General features: G+C 56.9%; 11 protein-coding genes and 1 tRNA gene. 5 read left to right on the top strand and 7 right to left on the bottom strand.

Annotation, left to right across the window (positions count from 1 at the left end; genetic code table 11):
• Positions 1–77 (top strand) — tRNA-Met (locus tag I9188_RS16585).
• A 225-nt stretch (positions 78–302) separates the two neighbouring features.
• On the opposite strand, the gene I9188_RS16580 is transcribed toward I9188_RS16585, so the two are convergent.
• On the bottom strand, positions 303–1181 hold the full coding sequence (locus I9188_RS16580; RefSeq protein WP_209507268.1) for a LysR family transcriptional regulator: 879 nt from the start codon (positions 1179–1181) through the stop codon (positions 303–305).
• Positions 1182–1277: 96 nt separating this feature from the next.
• On the opposite strand from I9188_RS16580, the gene I9188_RS16575 reads away from it, so the two are divergent.
• Positions 1278–2585: an aminotransferase class I/II-fold pyridoxal phosphate-dependent enzyme gene (locus tag I9188_RS16575; RefSeq protein ID WP_209507267.1), complete on the top strand. Its 1308-nt coding sequence runs from the start codon at positions 1278–1280 to the stop codon at positions 2583–2585.
• A gap of 41 nt (positions 2586–2626) precedes the next feature.
• Here I9188_RS16575 and I9188_RS16570 read toward each other — a convergent pair whose 3' ends face one another.
• From I9188_RS16570 to I9188_RS16550, 5 genes are read right to left on the bottom strand one after another with little or no spacing between them, the layout of a single operon-like run.
• Positions 2627–3646, bottom strand: a complete 1020-nt coding sequence (locus tag I9188_RS16570; RefSeq protein ID WP_209507266.1) for an Ldh family oxidoreductase — start codon at positions 3644–3646, stop codon at positions 2627–2629.
• A gap of 11 nt (positions 3647–3657) precedes the next feature.
• Complete coding sequence (locus I9188_RS16565; RefSeq protein WP_209507265.1) at positions 3658–4287, bottom strand: DUF3726 domain-containing protein; 630 nt, start codon at positions 4285–4287, stop codon at positions 3658–3660.
• The gene (locus tag I9188_RS16560; RefSeq protein WP_209507264.1) at positions 4284–5972 is read right to left on the bottom strand and encodes a hypothetical protein; all 1689 of its coding nucleotides are present in this window, start codon (positions 5970–5972) and stop codon (positions 4284–4286) included. The genes I9188_RS16565 and I9188_RS16560 overlap by 4 nt, the downstream gene beginning before the upstream one ends.
• 4 nt (positions 5973–5976) lie before the next feature.
• Positions 5977–6951 (bottom strand): membrane dipeptidase, encoded by a 975-nt coding sequence (locus tag I9188_RS16555; protein ID WP_209507263.1) that lies wholly within the window; start codon positions 6949–6951, stop codon positions 5977–5979.
• Positions 6951–8393 carry an aldehyde dehydrogenase family protein gene (locus tag I9188_RS16550; RefSeq protein WP_209507262.1) on the bottom strand — a complete coding sequence of 481 codons (1443 nt, stop codon included), beginning with the start codon at positions 8391–8393 and terminating at the stop codon, positions 6951–6953. The genes I9188_RS16555 and I9188_RS16550 overlap by 1 nt, the downstream gene beginning before the upstream one ends.
• Before the next feature lie 103 nt (positions 8394–8496).
• Here I9188_RS16550 and I9188_RS16545 point away from each other — a divergent pair, with 103 nt between their 5' ends.
• The 3 genes from I9188_RS16545 to I9188_RS16535 all read left to right on the top strand — a co-directional run bounded on the left by I9188_RS16545 (position 8497) and on the right by I9188_RS16535 (position 13958).
• Positions 8497–9402 carry a LysR family transcriptional regulator gene (locus I9188_RS16545; protein ID WP_209507261.1) on the top strand — a complete coding sequence of 302 codons (906 nt, stop codon included), beginning with the start codon at positions 8497–8499 and terminating at the stop codon, positions 9400–9402.
• 96 nt (positions 9403–9498) lie between these two features.
• Positions 9499–12774: an adenylate/guanylate cyclase domain-containing protein gene (locus I9188_RS16540; RefSeq protein ID WP_209507260.1), complete on the top strand. Its 3276-nt coding sequence runs from the start codon at positions 9499–9501 to the stop codon at positions 12772–12774.
• 20 nt (positions 12775–12794) lie between these two features.
• A complete protein-coding gene (locus I9188_RS16535; RefSeq protein WP_209507259.1) occupies positions 12795–13958 on the top strand; it encodes a hypothetical protein in 1164 nt (387 codons plus the stop codon).
• On the opposite strand, the gene I9188_RS16530 is transcribed toward I9188_RS16535, so the two are convergent.
• The gene (locus I9188_RS16530) at positions 13955–17554 is read right to left on the bottom strand and encodes a flavoprotein (protein WP_209507258.1); all 3600 of its coding nucleotides are present in this window, start codon (positions 17552–17554) and stop codon (positions 13955–13957) included. The genes I9188_RS16535 and I9188_RS16530 overlap by 4 nt on opposite strands.
• Positions 17555–17567 lie beyond the last annotated feature (13 nt).

Below are 17567 nucleotides of genomic sequence, written 5' to 3'. Positions count from 1 at the left end.
CGCGGGATGGAGCAGCCCGGTAGCTCGTCAGGCTCATAACCTGAAGGTCGCAGGTTCAAATCCTGCTCCCGCAACCAGCGTCAGAAAACCCCAACACTGCCCGTTCAGACCACAAGTGATCCCCCGGATCATTTGCTTAACCTCTTAACCTCGTCAGCATCAGAACCTCAACCGCAGAGGAGCATATCCTCTAACCGATACCAAAAACCAATAAGCCCGTTCAATCTACAAACAGTCCGCTAGACTGTTGGCTCAACGATCAAACCTCAAACACCTCATAACCTGATGGTTAGTGGTTCCGATTAACGGGACAACCAGGCGACGATCTGGTCCGTTTCCGGTCTTCTGCGAGTGCGTTGTGGCATTTGAATCACCAATGATCGGTCGGTTCGGAAAGACCTGGTATGTGCAACTGTCAGTTCGCCAGAGGCAAGGGCGTCTTCGATCAGGCACAGGTGTCCCATCAGTATACCCGCACCGGCCTTCGCCTCCTCAACAGCAAGACTGTAGAGGGAGAATTGAGCACCGCCTTTGACATTATGCAGGTCATAGCCAGAGTGCTGGGCCCATTTGGTCCAATCTTCACTCCACACCAGATCGTGCAGCAACGGTAAATCCCGAAAACCGTTTGTGGGGCAAATATGGTCCATTAGCGCCGGGGCACAAACCGGCACGATCTTGTCAGGGCAAACGACCACCTGATTGGCCGTGTCGTCCGGTGGAGCGAAGAAGATCGACAGGTCGAACAGTTCGCGCCCAAGGCTCGGCGGCGCTTCCATTGCGGTGACGGAGAAACTGATGTCGGGAAAATGAGATCGGATCTGGCGCAGCCTTTTGGGGAGCCAAAGCTGAGCTATGGCAGGCAATGCAGCGATATTAAAATCTGCATTGGGTTTCAGGTTGCGCAGCGCCCGGGTCGCGTCGGCCAATTGGTCAAAAGCCCGGGTAAATCCAGCGACCAGCGATTGCCCCTCGGGTGTGAGTTCGACGCCCTGCGTTTGGCGCCGGAAAAGGGGTGCTCCAGCCCAGCCTTCCAGCGTTTTGACGTGTTGCGAGATTGCACCCGGTGTGACGTTCAATTCTTCGGCCGCTGCGACAAAGCTGATGTGGCGCGCCGCCGCCTCGAAAGCGCGCATTGCGTTCAGTGGGGGCCCTTTGGGACGTTTTGGGGAAACGCTCATCACCTTAGCCTTAGTTTTTCTACGCCAAGAAATAACAAATCTGCTTTGCGAAGTCACGCAGCAGCAGTCACAGTGGACGAAACAGGAGGATGTCAGATGACACTTGCACATAGAGACTGGGTGCCCGCCGCTAGCGAAACGCTGGTTCAGAATATCGCGACAAAGACAGCATCAGCATCGTCCGGCGATCTATTGGACCAGATCGCGCATCTGGCAGAGGAAAACCGCCGCATTCACGAGAAAGAGTGTTTCAACCTCAACCCCGCGACTAATGTCATGAACCCCAAGGCCGAGGCGCTTTTGTCGTCGGGCATCGGGTCGCGGCCTTCGCTGGGCTATCCCGGTGACAAATATGAAATGGGGCTGGAAGCAATCGAAGAAATCGAAGTCATCGCGGCCGAGCTTTGTGCAGAGGTCTTTGATACCCGATTTGCTGAGGTTCGCGTGCCGTCGGGCGCAATTGCAAATCTTTATGGCTTCATGGCGACCTGTAAGCCGGGGGATACAATCATTGCTCCGCCCGCAACGATCGGCGGCCATGTGACCCATCATACTGCGGGTTGTGCGGGGTTGTTCGGCCTGCGCACGATCGAGGCTCCGGTTAACACTAACGGTTACACAGTCGATCTGGACCAGCTGCGCGCTCTGGCGCGGGCTGAGCGCCCCAAGCTGATCACGATCGGTGGAAGTCTGAACCTTTTTGAACACCCTGTTGCCGAGGTGCGGGCCATTGCGGATGAAGTTGGCGCGAAAGTCATGTTCGACGCCGCGCATCAGTGTGGGATAATCGCGGGGCGTGCATGGTCGAACCCGTTGAATGAGGGCGCGCATTTCATGACCATGAGCACCTATAAAAGCCTTGGTGGACCAGCAGGTGGATTGATCGTGTCAAATGAAGTCGACATCGCCAAAGCATTGGATGCCATTGCTTTTCCCGGGATGACGGCCAATTTCGATGCCGCCAAGACGGCCGCGCTTGCGGTTACCATGCTGGATTGGAAAGATTTTGGTCAGGCGTACGCGAACGAGATGATTGCACTGTCGAAAGCACTGGCCGCCGCGTTGGATGCGCGGGGCGTTCGCGTCTATGCGGGTGCGGAAGGCTTCACCAATTCGCATCAGTTCGCGGTTCTGGCGGAGCCCTATGGCGGAGGGCAGGCTGCATCGAAGAAACTTCGCGAAAGCGGGTTCCTTGCGTGCGGCATCGGATTGCCTGTCAAACCGGTTGAAGGGGATTTGAATGGGTTGCGGATCGGCACTCCTGAGTTGGTTCGCTGGGGTATGACCTCTCGAGATGCCGGGCGCCTCGCCGATTTGATCAGGCGAGGACTGGACGGCGCGCCTGTCGCTTCTGAAGTCTCTGCCTGGCGCAGTGAATTCGGCACGCTGCATTTCGTGAACTAGGCGCAAGCAGCCACCACATCCGCCCGGACTGGTGGCCCCTATCAACTGTTTTCCTGAATAATCGCGTCAATCCTGGCCAATGTAGCAGAGTTGACGGCGACACCTTTTTGACCTGCCGCAAGGCGACATGCACGGCGCCCATCGCCGGGCAGGTGCGCGCCGTCCTGATTTCTGATCGACGCGACCAGGTCAGAAATTGCGTTTGAAAACAGCCCATTTGACGAAACCGCATGGTCAATAGCGATGAAGAACTGCCCGGTTTTCGGTGGACCTCCGACTGTCCCCGAGAACGGAGAGGCATGCAACCCCAGTGTTGACCCTGTCAAGGCGGCCGCCATGATTTCAGTCAGCAAAGCGATACCTACACCTTTGTATCCGCCGGATGGGGCCATGCTTCCTTTCAGACCGACATTCGGGTCTGTTGTCGGGTTTCCATCCGGGTCCAGCGCCCAGCCAACCGGGATGGCCTTGCCTTCTCTGGCGTGTTTCATCACTTCGCTTTTGGCGATGGTGCTGGCGCTCTGGTCAATCAGCAAGGCGGGCTGCCCGTCTGGGCCCGGCACCGCAACAGAGAACGGGTTGGTTCCGACAACGGGCTTCGATCCACCCGAAGGTGCAATGGATGCAGGTGCATTGGTGAATCCAAGACCAACCAGACCCGCCTGCGCCAGTCGATACGTGTGATAACCCAACACACCGCAATTGTAGCTGTTGGTGATCGCAAGGGCTGCGATGCCCTGTTCGCGTGCCGCCGGGATCAATGCTTCAAAGCCCAGGTCAATGGCTGCATGTGCGAACCCGGTCGCAGCGTCTACACGGACAAGGCCGGGGCGCGGGGTTTCCAGCGTCGGTACCGCCTGACCGTCAACCTTCCCGCATTGTACATGTTCACAGTAAATCGGGATGTAAGCCAGGCCATGGCTGGCCACCCCATCCGCTTCGGTTGCCGCCGTGGCCACGGCCAGAGGGCGCGCGTTTTCTTCGTTTGTGCCAGCGGCAACCAACGCGGTGAAGGAGAGCTTTTCGATTTCGGCAAGCGACAGGGTTTGGGTCTCGGTCATCTGATGATCCTTCAGTCATTGTCCGACAGGCCGGAACCAGCGCCAAGCAGTCGGGATTCTTCAGTTGCAGGGGCATATGTACGGTGCGCCATAGAGTTCAAGACCTGCCAAGCCCCGGCATTAGGGGCGGCACGGCTTTGCAGGGGGCGACCGTTTTGAATGTGGCCGCCCTCAGTAATCTCAACATGATCAGCGCGGTCAATACTGCAATCTGCACAGATTAGATGAACACCATCGGTTATCGCAGAATACCCGTCGAAGGATACTTTTACTGTCGTTCCCAGCTTTTTGGCCCCCGCAGCGACAAAGGGCAGCAACAGCAGCGGTGCCGCGAGGTTTGAAATCGAAATGGTGCTTTGGGACAGGACGGTCGGTGAATCCGATATCGCTGTTCCGGTCATCAATGGGCACAGGTCTTGTTCGCCAACCCATACTCCGTTCTGAAGCACAGGAATGTGGCGTTCCAGACAGGGTGCAAATTCACGTTTGAGCAGTTGTGCCAGAATTGCAGGACCGTCGAACCCTTGGGCACTTAGCCAACGGGTGGCCTTTGCAGCCTCTTCCGCTACGCCCCAGGCATATCCGGCCCCGCGGGTTGCGCGTTTGGCGGTTGCTTCGACTTCGTTCAATGAAAAGGTCATTGCGCAACCTCCGGATAAACCCACAAATCTGCGTTCGCGGTATTTAGCTCATCAGGGTAGGGGGCGCCGGCATACATGCAGATGCGGACCCAACGGTCCGAACGAGGGTCGAAATGCGTCGCGCCAAAGAAGGATAGTTTTGCGCGCAACATATCGATGGGCATCACATTCGCGCCGATTGTGTTGTCATGGATCTCACCATATGGCGCGACACGGCTGATTTGGGCGCGGCGTACGGTGTGGCGATGCTCGGGGTGGCGCAAAAGAAACTCTGCTATCGGCGCATCATCCGGCCACTCTTGCAGAGCCTTGAAAGCCAGCGCTGCATCACGCGCGGGCGCGAGCGGTTGTTCATAGTCTGCAATTGGTTCTTCAAACCGTTCACCCAGTCGAGGCTCCAGCTTTTCTTCGGATACATACCACGCCCGCGCGCAGTTTTCTGGATCATTCCAATCAAGATCCAGCGCCCAGTCAAAACTGTTCCGGATCAAGGTACGCACCCCTGATACCGGCACTGTTCCATCAATAACCTGTGCAGCCGCGTTTGTGTCCGCCATGCAACTGGACAGCCCATCCACGACATCTCCGTAAGGCTCAAGGATCAGAGAGGCCAGCAACTCCTGGCCTTCTTCGCTAAGCGCAGTTTCCGACCATCGGATTATGCGATCCCACGGATGGTCTTGTGTCAGGTCGTCCGTAGCCAGAAATGCGCCGATCGAATTCAGGTCGTCCTTTAGCGCAGCGAGTTTTTCAACCTGTATCGGATGTTCAGATTGCCACCACGCGATTGACTGTCTGCTGCGCGCGAAAACGTCGCGAAAGACACGCGCGTCTTTTTCGGTTGCTGTCTCAATTGACCGCACGCGCGAGATGGCCTCTTCCCGCGCCATGATCCAGTTGTTGAACAGAACGGGATGGTTCACGATGAACGGCGCCATTCCCAGTCCTGTGGAATTACCGATGCCCAGCCAGCGTGCGATTTCAGGATCAAGCGCGGAGGTCTGATCCCCGCCTTTGACCTGCGCCATATATTGCACCAGATCGCGTACAAAAACCCGGGTCAGATAGACTGACAGCATTTCGATCTGGAAGGGACCACTGACCTCATCCCGGTCCGCCGTTTTCTCACGATCCGCAGCGCCGAATTTGCCCGACCCATAAACGGCCGTGGTCCTCATCAGGTAGCCGACCTGATAAATCTGTTCCAGGTCCGGTTGCTGGCCCGCAGCCAGACGATCCACCACATGAGTCCAGAGTCGCACGGAACGGTTGGCGCGTGACAGTGACAATTCGGTTTCACTAACACGCCCTGCCTCTTGCAGCGGCACGTTCTGCGACAGGCGATCAATGTCTTCTGGCGTGGGGATGCCATCGAACAGTGCAAAGGTGGCGTCCCACGCTTCGGCGATAACTCGGTCTGACCGTTGATCGGCAGGCAGGTCGTGGGCAAAGGCGACCAGCGAGTAGGCGCGATCGGGGCCTTGCGCGGTATAGACCGCATGGCCGACACCTTTGTCGTCAATTTCAAATGCAGGGCGCGAAAAGCTCCAGTTTTCATCGGCCATGCGGCGTGTCAGTTGCCGCATAAAGCTGAGCCGACATTGATGCAGTGATCCCAGCCGTGACAACCGCATTACCGTTGCGGGGTCACGTCTGGCGATCTCTGTCTGCGCGTGTGGTTCCATTTGGTTACCTTTGTGGGACGAAGTTCTCGGCAAAGAACCGATACCAGTTCCTGCCCATGATCCCGGCCACTTCGTCATCGTTCAGGCCGGTCGCGCGTAACCCTTGTTCGATGTTTCCAAAGTCTCGGTTGTCCTGAAACCAGCCCGGCATTGGTGGAAACCCCGGGGCAGAGGCCGAGCCTTCGCCATAGTCGATTTCTTTTGTCCACCGCCCCACACGCATCCATTCAACGATGCTGTCAGGCTGATCCTGGCACAGGTCAGTGCCGATCCCCAGATGATCGGCCCCATATTTGTCCGCAGAGCGGGCGATCATCTCGCAAAAGCTTTCCAGCGTGCAATCTGACTTGTCCTTCAAGTGATGAGGGTAGACCGAAAAACCCAGCATCCCACCGTTTTCCGTCACGGCGCGGATAACATCATCTCGTTTGTTGCGCAGGGCCGGGGACCATTCGTGCGGATTCGCATGTGTGATTGCGATGGGCCGGTCTGAAATCTCAGCCGCCTCGATTGTGGACCGGTCAGCCGAATGGCTCATGTCCACCACAAGGCCGACGCGGTTCATCTCTTTGATCACCTGCTTGCCCATTCGGGTGATGCCGGTGTCTTCGGCCTCATAACAACCGGTCGCCAGCAGGGATTGGTTGTTGTAGGTCAGTTGCATGAACCGCGCGCCCAGATCGTGCAGGATTTCGACCAGCCCGATATCGTCTTCGATGGGCGAGGGGTTCTGGAACCCGAAGAACACGGCCGTCCGCCCGGTTTCGCGCGCGGTATCGATGTCGTTGGCCCACCGGCCCTTCATGATCAGATCAGGATATTGCTCGAACCAACGGTTCCATTTCTCGAAATTCAGAACCGTTTCGCGGAAATTCTCATGATAGGAGATGGTGACATGGATCGCGTCCACGCCCCCTTCGCGCAATTGGCGGAAGATCTTTTCCGACCAGTTGGCATATTGCAGGCCGTCGATCCGCATCAGACCGGGCCTGCGCTGATATAGGCGGTTTTGACCGTCGTATAGAATTCAGCCGCTGCCTTACCCTGTTCGCGTGGACCATACGAGCTGTCGCCCCGGCCACCGAATGGTACGTGGTAATCGGTGCCAGCGGTGGGCAGGTTGACCGTCACAACGCCGGTGCGCGCGTTGCGGCGGAAATGAGTGGCGCGGGCCAGCGATTTGGTCACGATGCCCGAGGTCAGGCCGAAATTGGTGTCGTTCACAACGCTCAGCGCCTCGTCATAGCTGCCGACCTTGATGACGGATGTCAGAGGCGCGAACATTTCTTCACGGTTGATGCGCATGTCGTTGGTGGTGTTCAGGAACACGCCCGGCGACATGTAGAAACCGTCATGAGGCATCTCCAGGCGTTGACCGCCACAGGCCAGTTCCGCCCCTTCGGATTTGCCCAGGTCGACATAGGCGAGGTTTTCACTCAACTGCTGCTGGCTGACGACGGGGCCCATCTGCACGCCCGCTTCCAGCGCGTGACCCACTTTCATTGCCTGCGCACCGGCAACCAGTTTCTCGACAAAGGCATCGTGGATGCCCGCATGAACCACCAGCCGCGACGAGGCGGTGCATTTCTGACCGGTCCCGCCAAAGGCCCCGCCCAGTGCCAGTGTCACCGCCAGATCCAGATCGGCGTCGTCCATCACGGCCAGCGCGTTTTTGGACCCCATCTCCATCTGCACCTTGGTCAGGTTCTGGATTGCTGCGGCGGCGATGCCTTTGCCCACGGGTACAGACCCGGTGAAGGAAATCGCATTGACCTTGGGGCTTTCCACCAGACGTTGCCCGACCGAACGGCCCGAGCCCATCACAAGGCTGAACAAACCTTTCGGGATATCCTGACGTTCGATGATTTCAGTCAGGGCCACAGCCGAGGCGGGTGTGATGTTGGCGGGTTTCCACACCACCGCGTTGCCATAGCACAGCGCCGGGGCAATCTTCCACGAGGCGGTTGCAGTGGGGAAGTTCCACGGACTGATGATCGCAACTACGCCAACAGCTTCGCGGCGCACATCCACTTCGATATCGGGGCGCACGGAATCGGCGTTTTCACCGATCTGGCGCAGACACTCGGCGGCGTAATACGTGAAGAACTGACCGGCGCGGTAAACCTCGCCCTTGCCTTCGCCCAGCGGCTTGCCTTCTTCGCGGCTAAGCAGAGTGCCGAGTTCCTCGGCGCGGGCCATCAACTCGTTGCCGATGGCGTTCAGGACGGCCTGTTTGCGCTCCAGCCCGTAGGCGGCCCATTCGGCCTGCGCGACGCGCGCCTGATCCAGAGACGCCTCAAGCTGATCGGCGCTGGCTTGTGTGAACATGCCAACCAGATCGCTTAAATCCGAAGGATTGCGGTTTTCAATTTCGCTTTCGCCGGCCAGCCATTCGCCGGCAATCAGGTTCAGTTTGGTCACGTCATGCCCCAAATTCGCAAATTTCGATTTGGGTCAGGATGGAACTTTCGGTCAACATCAGTCAAACTCAAATAACTTTAGAAAACTTCAGAAAGTTTGAAGTATGGCGATGAAAGTCGAGATGCTGCGGTGTTTTTGTACCGTGGCCCAAACCGGAAACCTTGCCGAGGCTGCCAGCCGTCTGGGTCGGACACAATCCGCCGTCTCAATGATGCTGAAGCAGTTTGAAGATCATCTGGGTAAGAAACTGTTTGAAGGTGAACGAAAAAACCACCTGTCGCCACTGGGTCAGCAAGTTCTTGACCTTGCGCTCAAACAGGTGCGCGATTTTGATCAGACTGTTCAGAACATAGAAATGGCGGCGCAGGCGGAACAAGGGTTGATCCGCATCGTATCCGTGCCGTCGGTGGGGGCCTTGGTCTTTCCCGCCTTGCTGGGACATATGACATCACGCTTTCCCGGGTTGAAGATCGAGTTGCGAGACGGGGATTCGCAACAGGTTCTGGACGCCGTTGCCGGGGATAAGGCGGACATCGGCATTGCATCCGGTCATCATCCCCTGAACGGGGTCAGTGCCGAGCCGCTGTTTCAGGATCGGTTCGGACTGGTCGCAGCTTCTGATCATCCGCTTATGACACGGGCCAAACCGCCTGAAATCTGTGACCTGATGGCGGCGCCCTTCGTGCGAAACGCCTTGTGCGACTTTATCGAGTCCGCGCCTTTCCGAGAGATCCTGGACAGGGCCGAGGTTACCATTCACAACACGCATTCCCTGATCACGACTGTCAGGGCAGGCCAGTGGATCACGGTCCTGCCGCAGACCGTCGCACAGTTCATCCCGGATGCGGTCGCCTTTCGTCCGATTTCAGATTTGCCAGACAAGCGAGAGGTATATATTTACCGTCGGGAAAGAGCCCGCTTCCGCGAGATCACCCAGGCCTGCTGTTCGTATATCCTGTCGAGCGGTTTTGGAAACACTGGCTTGGTGCAGGAGCCAGTTTTGGATTAACCCTGCTCAAAAGCATAAATTAAATAGGTTCTAGCAGACTCGAAGCGGCGCACATGCTAGGTTCCTGAATGAAGTGGGGGACTTCAGAGGGGCAACATGTCTCAGGACCTGAGGGGCTGGCTGAGCGCAATTGGATTAAATGAGTACGCGCAGGCCTTCGCAGACAACAAAATCGATTTCTCCATCCTGCCTGATTTGACGGCCGAGGATTTGATCGAAATTGGGGTGACGGCCGTCGGTGATCGGCGGCGGCTGCTGCGCGCCATCGAACAGATTGATGCCTGCCAAACCTCAGCAGAACCTGAACCTGCTGCACAGCTCGAGCCCGCGCGGCGACAGGTTACTGTGATGTTTGCCGATCTGACCGCATTCACGAAACTATCCAGCGAGCTGGATGCAGAAGATCTGCATGCGCTGCTGAATCAATTCTTTAGCAAAGTGGACAATGTCGTCGAAAAATACGGTGGTCGTATAGACAAGCATATCGGCGATGCGGTCATGGCCGTCTTCGGAGCGCCGATTTCACACACCAATGATACCGAAAGGGCCGCGCGTGCTGCTGCCGAGATACATGCAGCTCTGCCGACCTTGTCACCGCCGCTTTCCTGCCACATCGGTATTGCCTCGGGTCAAGTCATTGCCAGTACGACCGGAAGTCAGTCGCATACGGAATACACCGTTACAGGAGACGGGGTGAATCTGGCGTCCCGCCTGACGGATATTTCCGCGGGGGGTGAGACTCTGGTTTCACACGACATTCAGCGCGCGTTGGGGCCGCTATTCGTGGGCGAATCCATTGGTGTGAAGGCCATCAAAGGGCTGAATGATCCCGTTGAAATTTGGCGTCTGGATCGATTGGCCCGGAACATTCGCACACGGCGTCACAAATTCATCGGGCGCGAGCGGGAATTGTCGGTGTTCTCGGCCACATTTGACCGATGCAAGCGCCACGGCAAGGGCGAAGTCCATGTGATCCTAGGTGAGCCCGGGATCGGGAAAACTCATTTGTCCGAGCAAGTTGCTGAGCTGGCATCCGGCCAGTCCTACACGATCCACAACGGTGTCGTGATGGATTTCGGCGCGCGCGAAGGGCATTCGGCCATTCAGATGGTCGCCCGCAGTATCTTGGGTCTTTACCCGTCGGATGGCGCGGAAACAGGTGCCGCAGCGGCTAGGGACGCAATCGCCAGGGGCTGGGTCAGCCCCCCGAACGCCGCGCACCTCAATGCGCTGCTTGAGCTGGAGCAGGATTCGGGTCTGGCTGAGGTGTTTGCGGTGATGGACAATAAAACCCGCCTGCGCGGACGGCGGCAGGTCATTGAAGAGTTGCTGTCGGCCAGCAGCCAGGAAGCCCCCTTGCTGATCCAGATCGAGGACATCCACTGGGCCTCGCCCGAGATCCTGATGACCTGCTCTCATATAGCGGCGGCAACGCGGAATATCCCTTGCGTGTTGATGATGACAAGCCGGGCCGAAGGCGATCCGATTGACCGGGACTGGCAAATGGCAACCGATGGCGCGCTGGTGTCCAAGATGGAACTGGCGCCGATGGGGGAAGAACAGGCCAGACTGTTGGTCGAAGAATTCACGGCCATCGACCCCGAGTTGCTGGACACCTGTGTCAAACGCGCCGGGGGCAATCCGCTGTTTCTTGAACAGTTGTTGCGCAATACGGATGTACTTACCCAACAAAGCGTGCCCGGCAGTATTCAGGGGATCGTTCAGTCCCGACTGGATGCACTTGATCGAACCAGCCGCGCCGCCATTCAGGCAGCATCGGTATTGGGGCAGCGGTTCTCGCCAGAAGTTCTGAACTTCATTCTGGGTGAAGGGCATCTGGATACGACCAGCCTGATCCGATCCGCGCTGGTCCGAGAGGCAGGGCCTGACCTCATGTTCGCCCACGCGCTGATCCGGGATGGATCCTATGCGACGTTGGTCAAATCCGAGCGCGCGCGCCTGCACAGGCAGGCCGCCAAGTGGTTCGAGGATCGCGATGCGACCCTGTGCGCACAGCATCTGGACCGGGCCGGGGCGAATAACGCCGCGCAGGCGTATCTGGAGGCGGCGGACAAACTGATCCAGGCCTTCAGATTCGACGATGCCAGCCCATTGATCGAACGCGCCCTGGAACTGCCGTCCCCTGCAGGTGTCCGGTTCGACCTGCTGTGCGCTCGTGCTGAGACGCACAGGCTTCAGGGACTGTCCGGCGACGCACTGCGTGAATTTCGGGAAGCTGCCCGGGTTGCCGAAACCGATGAGCAAATCAGCCGCGCGCATATCGGGCTGGCGCAGGCCGCACGGCAAGCCAGCTTGTATCAGGATGCCCTGGAGGCACTCGATATGGCTGAATCCGCCGCCGAGCTTTGCGGGTCAGAGCGGGATGTGGCTCAGATCAGCTACGTGCGCGGTAATGTTTATTTCCCTCTGGGCCGGGACAAGGAAGCGCTGAGCGCCAATGAACGCGCCCTGACGCTTGCCCGCAAACTTGGCTCTGCCCGCCTTGAGGTAGGGGCGCTAAGCGGATTTGGTGATGCAAACTTCATGAAAGCCACCATGAAGACAGCGACAGGCTTTTATACGCAGGCTGTTGAGCGGGCGCGCGAAAAAGGGCTGGTCCGCGATCTGGCTGCCAATCTGCACAATCTCAGCGTCGCGCGCAGTTACACCGGGGACGTCGCACAGGGCAAGGCGGACGCCATTGAGGCTATTGAAATCTCGCAAAAGTACTTTGCCTTTGTTCCGGAATGCGTTGCACAGACCTGCCTGGGCGTGGCCGAGACCTTTCTGGGCAACCTTGATCAGGCGCTGGACGCGTTCATTGTTTCAGCCGAAATTGCGGAACGCGTCGGGGCAAAACGTCTTGAGGCGCAGGCCCTTGAACACCTGGCGCGAACACAGGTTTATACCGGACAGTCAGACCGCGCGCGTACGACTGGGCGTCGCGCGGTTGAAATCGCGCTTGAACATGGGCGGAACTTTGTAGGGCCCAAGGCTCTTTCGGCTCTGGCAATGGCCGAGACCAACCCTGATGAGCAAACGCGCTTGTTGAACCTGGGGTCTGAAATCATTGCCGAGGGATGTGTGGGGCACAGTCACCTGCACTTTTACTCGGATGCCAGCGCCGTCATGCTGGCGCGCGGCGATTGGGACGCAGCAATTGAATATGCAGATGGGCTTGCAGCCTTCACCACCACCGAGCCTTTGCCGATGGTCGATCTGTCCATTCGCCAAACACGACTGCTGGCTGAAAGCGGACAGCAGAACACTCTGCCCAAACAGCACGCGGAATATGCTGACCTGAAAACGCAATTTGCAACGATGGGCATCACGCAATCCCTTGTGGGTTCAGTGGGGTTTCTGGCTGATTAGGCGACACCGCAGGAGGTTGAATGAGTGTAGAAAGAAAGGTGTGGCTGATTTCTGGCTTGCTGACCCTTGGGCTCGCCGGTCTGTTGCTCAGGCTTTGGATCGACTTGAACCATTTTGAGGGGGATCCAACGCAGCTTCCGGATCAGGCATCGGTGGATGCCTTTCTGGATGAGCTGGACTCAGCACCAGATTACCGCGTCAAAACGGGGATATTCATCAAATCGTTCAGCTTTCTTGGTGCTAGCGACGTTCAGGTCACCGGCTACATCTGGCAGCATTACGTCGAAGGTGAACATGACAAGATCCGTCCAGCCGAGGGCGAGATCGGTTTCCTTCTGCCCGAAGCGGTCGATACAGCAAATGGCCTGATCGAAGAAGCCTATCGGCTACCGCAACAGGATGGCGTGCTGATCGGGTGGTACTTTGAACAAACCCTTCGTCAGAGCTTTGACTACACCCGTTACCCCTTTGATCACAAAACGGTCTGGGTGCGCGTCTGGCCCGCATCTTTTGACGTCAATGTTGCGCTGGTTCCCGACTTTGAGGCTTATACCGCGACCGGGCCGGATGATATTTTCGGCATCGACAGTCAGATCGTGATGGGCACTTGGGAACGCGAGAACACCTATTTCGACTATAAGCTGTCAAACCTGGATACGACGTTGGGCATCACGCAGAACACCTATCAAACCAACATGCCCGAACTGCATTATAACTTTGTCATCAAACGCAATTTCGCAAACGCGTTTATCGTGCACATGGTCCCGCTGCTTGTCGTGACAATGCTGCTGTTTGGGGCGCTGATGACCGTCACACGCCGTGAGGGGCTGGCCGATCGGCATGACTTCAGCACCTCCAGCGTGATCGGAACATGCTCGGTTCTGTTTTTCGTGATCCTGCTGGCCCATGTGCAACTGCGCGAAGGGTTCGCGGGCTCTCCCGTGATCTATATGGAGTCGTTCTTTTTCATGATGTACTTCATGCTGCTGGCAGTTTCGGTGAATACATACCTGTTTGCGTCCGACGTTGAGACGTCGTTTGGAATCATCCACTACCGGGACAACCTTATTCCCAAGGCCGGGTTCTGGCCGTTCGTGCTGCTGTGTATGGTCGTGATTACGGCCTATAACCTTAGCTCCAAGGAAAGCCCAAAACCGCCACAAGTCAGCGCAGTGGAAAACTAGAGTGCCGGCTCAAATCCGGGCTTGGGTTCACCCTGCGCCATATCCAGCGTGTAGTCGCTGATGACTTCGGATTTGCCGTCACGCCAGTCTTGCAGGTATTTTTCAGGATCGGCGATTACATAGGCGTAAGCGGGTTTCATCACCCCATCCACGATCACGTTGATCTTTTTGCGGGTATAGACGTTCTTGGACGAGCCCGGACCATGATAGCCTTCCAGTTTGTCCAGTTCGTGCAGGCCCGATTCCGTCACCCGGTAAACCTCTCCGCTTACTTGTTTGCCCATGCCCTGCTGATCGACAAGGGTTGCCATTCGGTGCAGGAAGCCACAATTCGGATTGTCGCAGAACGGTTCATTTGGAACGATCAGGGGCATTGGTTGCCGCGTGCGGGCAGGCCCGACAAAGTCATTCAAAACCCGGTTATGTGCCTCATGGTTCGGGAACCCCTGTTTCAGGGAGCCGTATGTGAAATACAGATAGGTGGGTTCCTGAATGGCAACAAAGGTTTCGTCACGGCCCTGTTCCGCGTCTTTAATCTTAAGGTTGTGGTCCTGCGCCCAAGCATCCAGCATGGTCCGGATTTCGGGCGGGATATCCATGCCCTGAACAAATTCAATGCACGAGGTTGCATCCATGCCTTTGGCGCGCAACAGGATGTCGACCATCCTTGGGGCTTTGTTCATCACAGCCACATGCAATGCGGTGAAACCGTGATCGTTGACGATATTGACGTCGATGTCGCGGCCGATCAAATCCTGCGCCGCTTCATAGTCGGGCTTACCCAGATCGTGACCGCCTTCGTTCAATTCGCCTTCGCCACCGGCCGCATAATGCAGCAATGAATCGCCGTGGGCTTCGTCCACGATATTGATGCCCACGACACCTTCATCGATGGCGCGGAACACACGTTTCCATTCATTGATATCGTCAGCGGCGGCAGCCTCTCGGGCCCATTTGCACACGCGGTATTTCTGGTCGTCCAGTTCTTCGAACGCCTCGCCCAGTGCTTCCATGATCTGGTCGGGAGTGGCCATCATACCAATCCCCATCCGGCCGTTGGACAAGCGGCCCTCCCGTGGGCCAATGAAATCAATGCCCAGTGTCTTCAGCCTTGCGACATTGTTCTGGGTGGTGATGTTGTTCCACATATTCGTGTTACAGGCCGGGCACAGGATCACGGGCTTCTTCTGGTACTGCCAAGCGACAAAGACCGAGGTCAGAAGATTATCAGCGATCCCGTTTGCCACTTTGCCCATGGTGTTGCATGTGATGGGTGCGACGATCACGCAATCGGCCCAGTCGCAAAGCGCCAGATGCGACGCCCGCACCGGCATGTCGAATTCCATGTAACGGAAGTTCCATTCATCATCGTCGCGGTAATAGTCGTTATGGGTGATCTTGGCGTCGATCCGTTCAGCGCCGAAGTCCCGAAAGAACTTTTCGGCCGAAGTGGAAGGGATCAGTTTGACATTGTGCCCGGCGTCGACGATGCGCTCAACCAGTTCGGGTATCTTGTCTGCCGCTGAAGACCCACAGGCACAAAGGAGCACGTTGCGTTTGCCGCTGCTTACCTGGTTCATCACACCTTTGGGATAGCCGAACATGTTCTTGTTCAGGCTGGGTGTCTCTTCAAGCTTGGAAACGGGAAGACCTGCTTCGATCATGCGGTCCTGAAGGTGACCCGCCTTGATCATGTCCACAATGTCTTCCAGCTTTTCACCTTTGCTGACGCATTGGCCTTGGAAAAACAGGTAGGGAACTTTGGGTTTTTCACCCAATGACACGAGCTGACGCCGCATCTTAATAGCGTTGGGATCGCGACCGCCCACATCCACCTGCTTTACGCTGGTCGCACCGATGTTTGAAAGAACACTTCTGAGCATGTAGGACCACGGGTCTTCATCTTCATAAAACAGAACCATGTGGTTGTTCCTGATAATGCTGGCGACATCTCCGGGGTCTTCGGGCGGCTCAACCGTTTCGATCACCAGCAACGCCGGATCTTCCAGATTGCGCAGGCCGCGGAATATGTTGCCGCGGGGGGCTTGCCAGACCTGTGACGTTGCGGGGCTCATATCGACAATCGTCACAAGGTCGGTTGCTTCATCATATGCGATACACAGACACCAGAATTCTTCGAGCAAAGCGGTTTCCCGGTAAACGTTTACCGGCGGGCGGATGGCTTCGATCCCGGTTACCCGATTAAAGTCGATATTGATCATCAGGTGACGGTCCGCAATGGCGTCCAGGCCCTGAAGTTGCATCTTGAACCAGTCTTCGGGGGTAACGATCGATGTGTCCTCGCGCGTTCCGAAACTGCGAAGTGAACTGCTCAGGTGCACGTTTTCGGACCCGTTCAGGTATTTCTGGGCCATGTCGTGCATGTCCGCGGCCGTGGCCACCCGTGAGACAACATCCGTGAAAGAGGCTTCGGTGGCCCGCAGCAGCTCGTCTTCGTCCACCTTGTCGTCGCCGTGAATGGCGAGGCTTTCCACCAAAACACCCAAGGAGTTCATGTTCGGAGTGGCGCGGCGGAACAGGTTGCGCCGTTTCTTGGGGTCTTTCGCCAGATAGAGTGTGCTGTCGACATAGTTGCATCGTTGCTTGAATGTCTTCAGATGCGTTTTGACTGCGGCACGCGCCGAGAAGCGTAAAATACCACGCGACCGCATCGAGGTTCCATCACGGTCCGACATCGCCTTCCAAAGCCGGTCTGCGGTTGTAACCCAAAGCTTGCCGTATTTCTCAGGATGTACGTCCATCATGTGCACCAGCCCAGTGCTTGGGTTGCACTTGGCGATGACGGCAAAATGCCCGCCCGGCATATTCGCTTTGCCATGGGCGACGCCGACCTGAAAATTCGCAACCAGAATATCGTTGTCACCACCCAGCCGGTTGGATTCGTCAATCGCATCCAGCAACAGCTGCACGTTTGTCGTGTCCTCGTCCATGAAATAGGCCTGAACCTGAACACTGTCCCGCAAGCCCTGCGAATGAATGTAGGTACAGGCGACGTCAAACAGCTCACCCAGTGAGATACCGTCATTGACGACGAAAGACGAAGGCAGCGCGCATTCACGGAAAATGTCGTTCACTTCGCAACTGAAGCCCAACGCGGACATGCTGAGGGCGGCAGCCGTTACGCTGCAACAATTGATCGGCTGCTGGAAGTTCTGCAATTGAACACTGACCAGATCGCCGAACATCGTGGCGAAGCAGGGTTGCCGGATTTCCTCTGGTATCTGACGCCAGTTCTCGCTGGACAGAAAAGCCAGCCGCGATCCGTCCAGCGCAAGCGCTTCGAGGCTGACGGGAATGTCTGATATCTGAAGGTGCTCTTCATAGAAATAGTCACCGACATCCGCGCTGGCCAAAGGGTTTCCATTCTGCCGCAGCTGAACCACACCGCGCAGAACTACATACATGCCGCTTGCCGGCAGAACCGTGTTGTCGGTCACCTCGATACATTCGAAATGAGGGTTAATGACAGATGGGTCTGCAATCTTCGCCTCGCCCGGCAGAACCTTGTATATCAGGTTCCAGTCTGCGTCGTTTGGGATATATGATCTGGACGTTTCAATTTGATCTATTAGCACAACTGTTCCCCCC

Source organism: Ruegeria sp. HKCCSA071, from assembly GCF_017872555.1.
Classification (GTDB): domain Bacteria; phylum Pseudomonadota; class Alphaproteobacteria; order Rhodobacterales; family Rhodobacteraceae; genus Ruegeria.
The sequence above is the reverse complement of the archived record's forward strand: the minus strand, read 5'-3'. Positions and strand labels throughout refer to the sequence as shown.

Coding starts and splice junctions, on each gene's coding strand:
- I9188_RS16540 (WP_209507260.1), top strand. CDS start 9,499: ATGTCTCAGGACCTGAGGGGCTGGCTGAGCGCAATTGGATTAAATGAG.
- I9188_RS16545 (WP_209507261.1), top strand. CDS start 8,497: ATGGCGATGAAAGTCGAGATGCTGCGGTGTTTTTGTACCGTGGCCCAA.
- I9188_RS16570 (WP_209507266.1), bottom strand. CDS start 3,646: ATGACCGAGACCCAAACCCTGTCGCTTGCCGAAATCGAAAAGCTCTCC.
- I9188_RS16575 (WP_209507267.1), top strand. CDS start 1,278: ATGACACTTGCACATAGAGACTGGGTGCCCGCCGCTAGCGAAACGCTG.
- I9188_RS16555 (WP_209507263.1), bottom strand. CDS start 6,951: ATGCGGATCGACGGCCTGCAATATGCCAACTGGTCGGAAAAGATCTTC.
- I9188_RS16535 (WP_209507259.1), top strand. CDS start 12,795: ATGAGTGTAGAAAGAAAGGTGTGGCTGATTTCTGGCTTGCTGACCCTT.
- I9188_RS16560 (WP_209507264.1), bottom strand. CDS start 5,972: ATGGAACCACACGCGCAGACAGAGATCGCCAGACGTGACCCCGCAACG.
- I9188_RS16565 (WP_209507265.1), bottom strand. CDS start 4,287: ATGACCTTTTCATTGAACGAAGTCGAAGCAACCGCCAAACGCGCAACC.
- I9188_RS16580 (WP_209507268.1), bottom strand. CDS start 1,181: ATGAGCGTTTCCCCAAAACGTCCCAAAGGGCCCCCACTGAACGCAATG.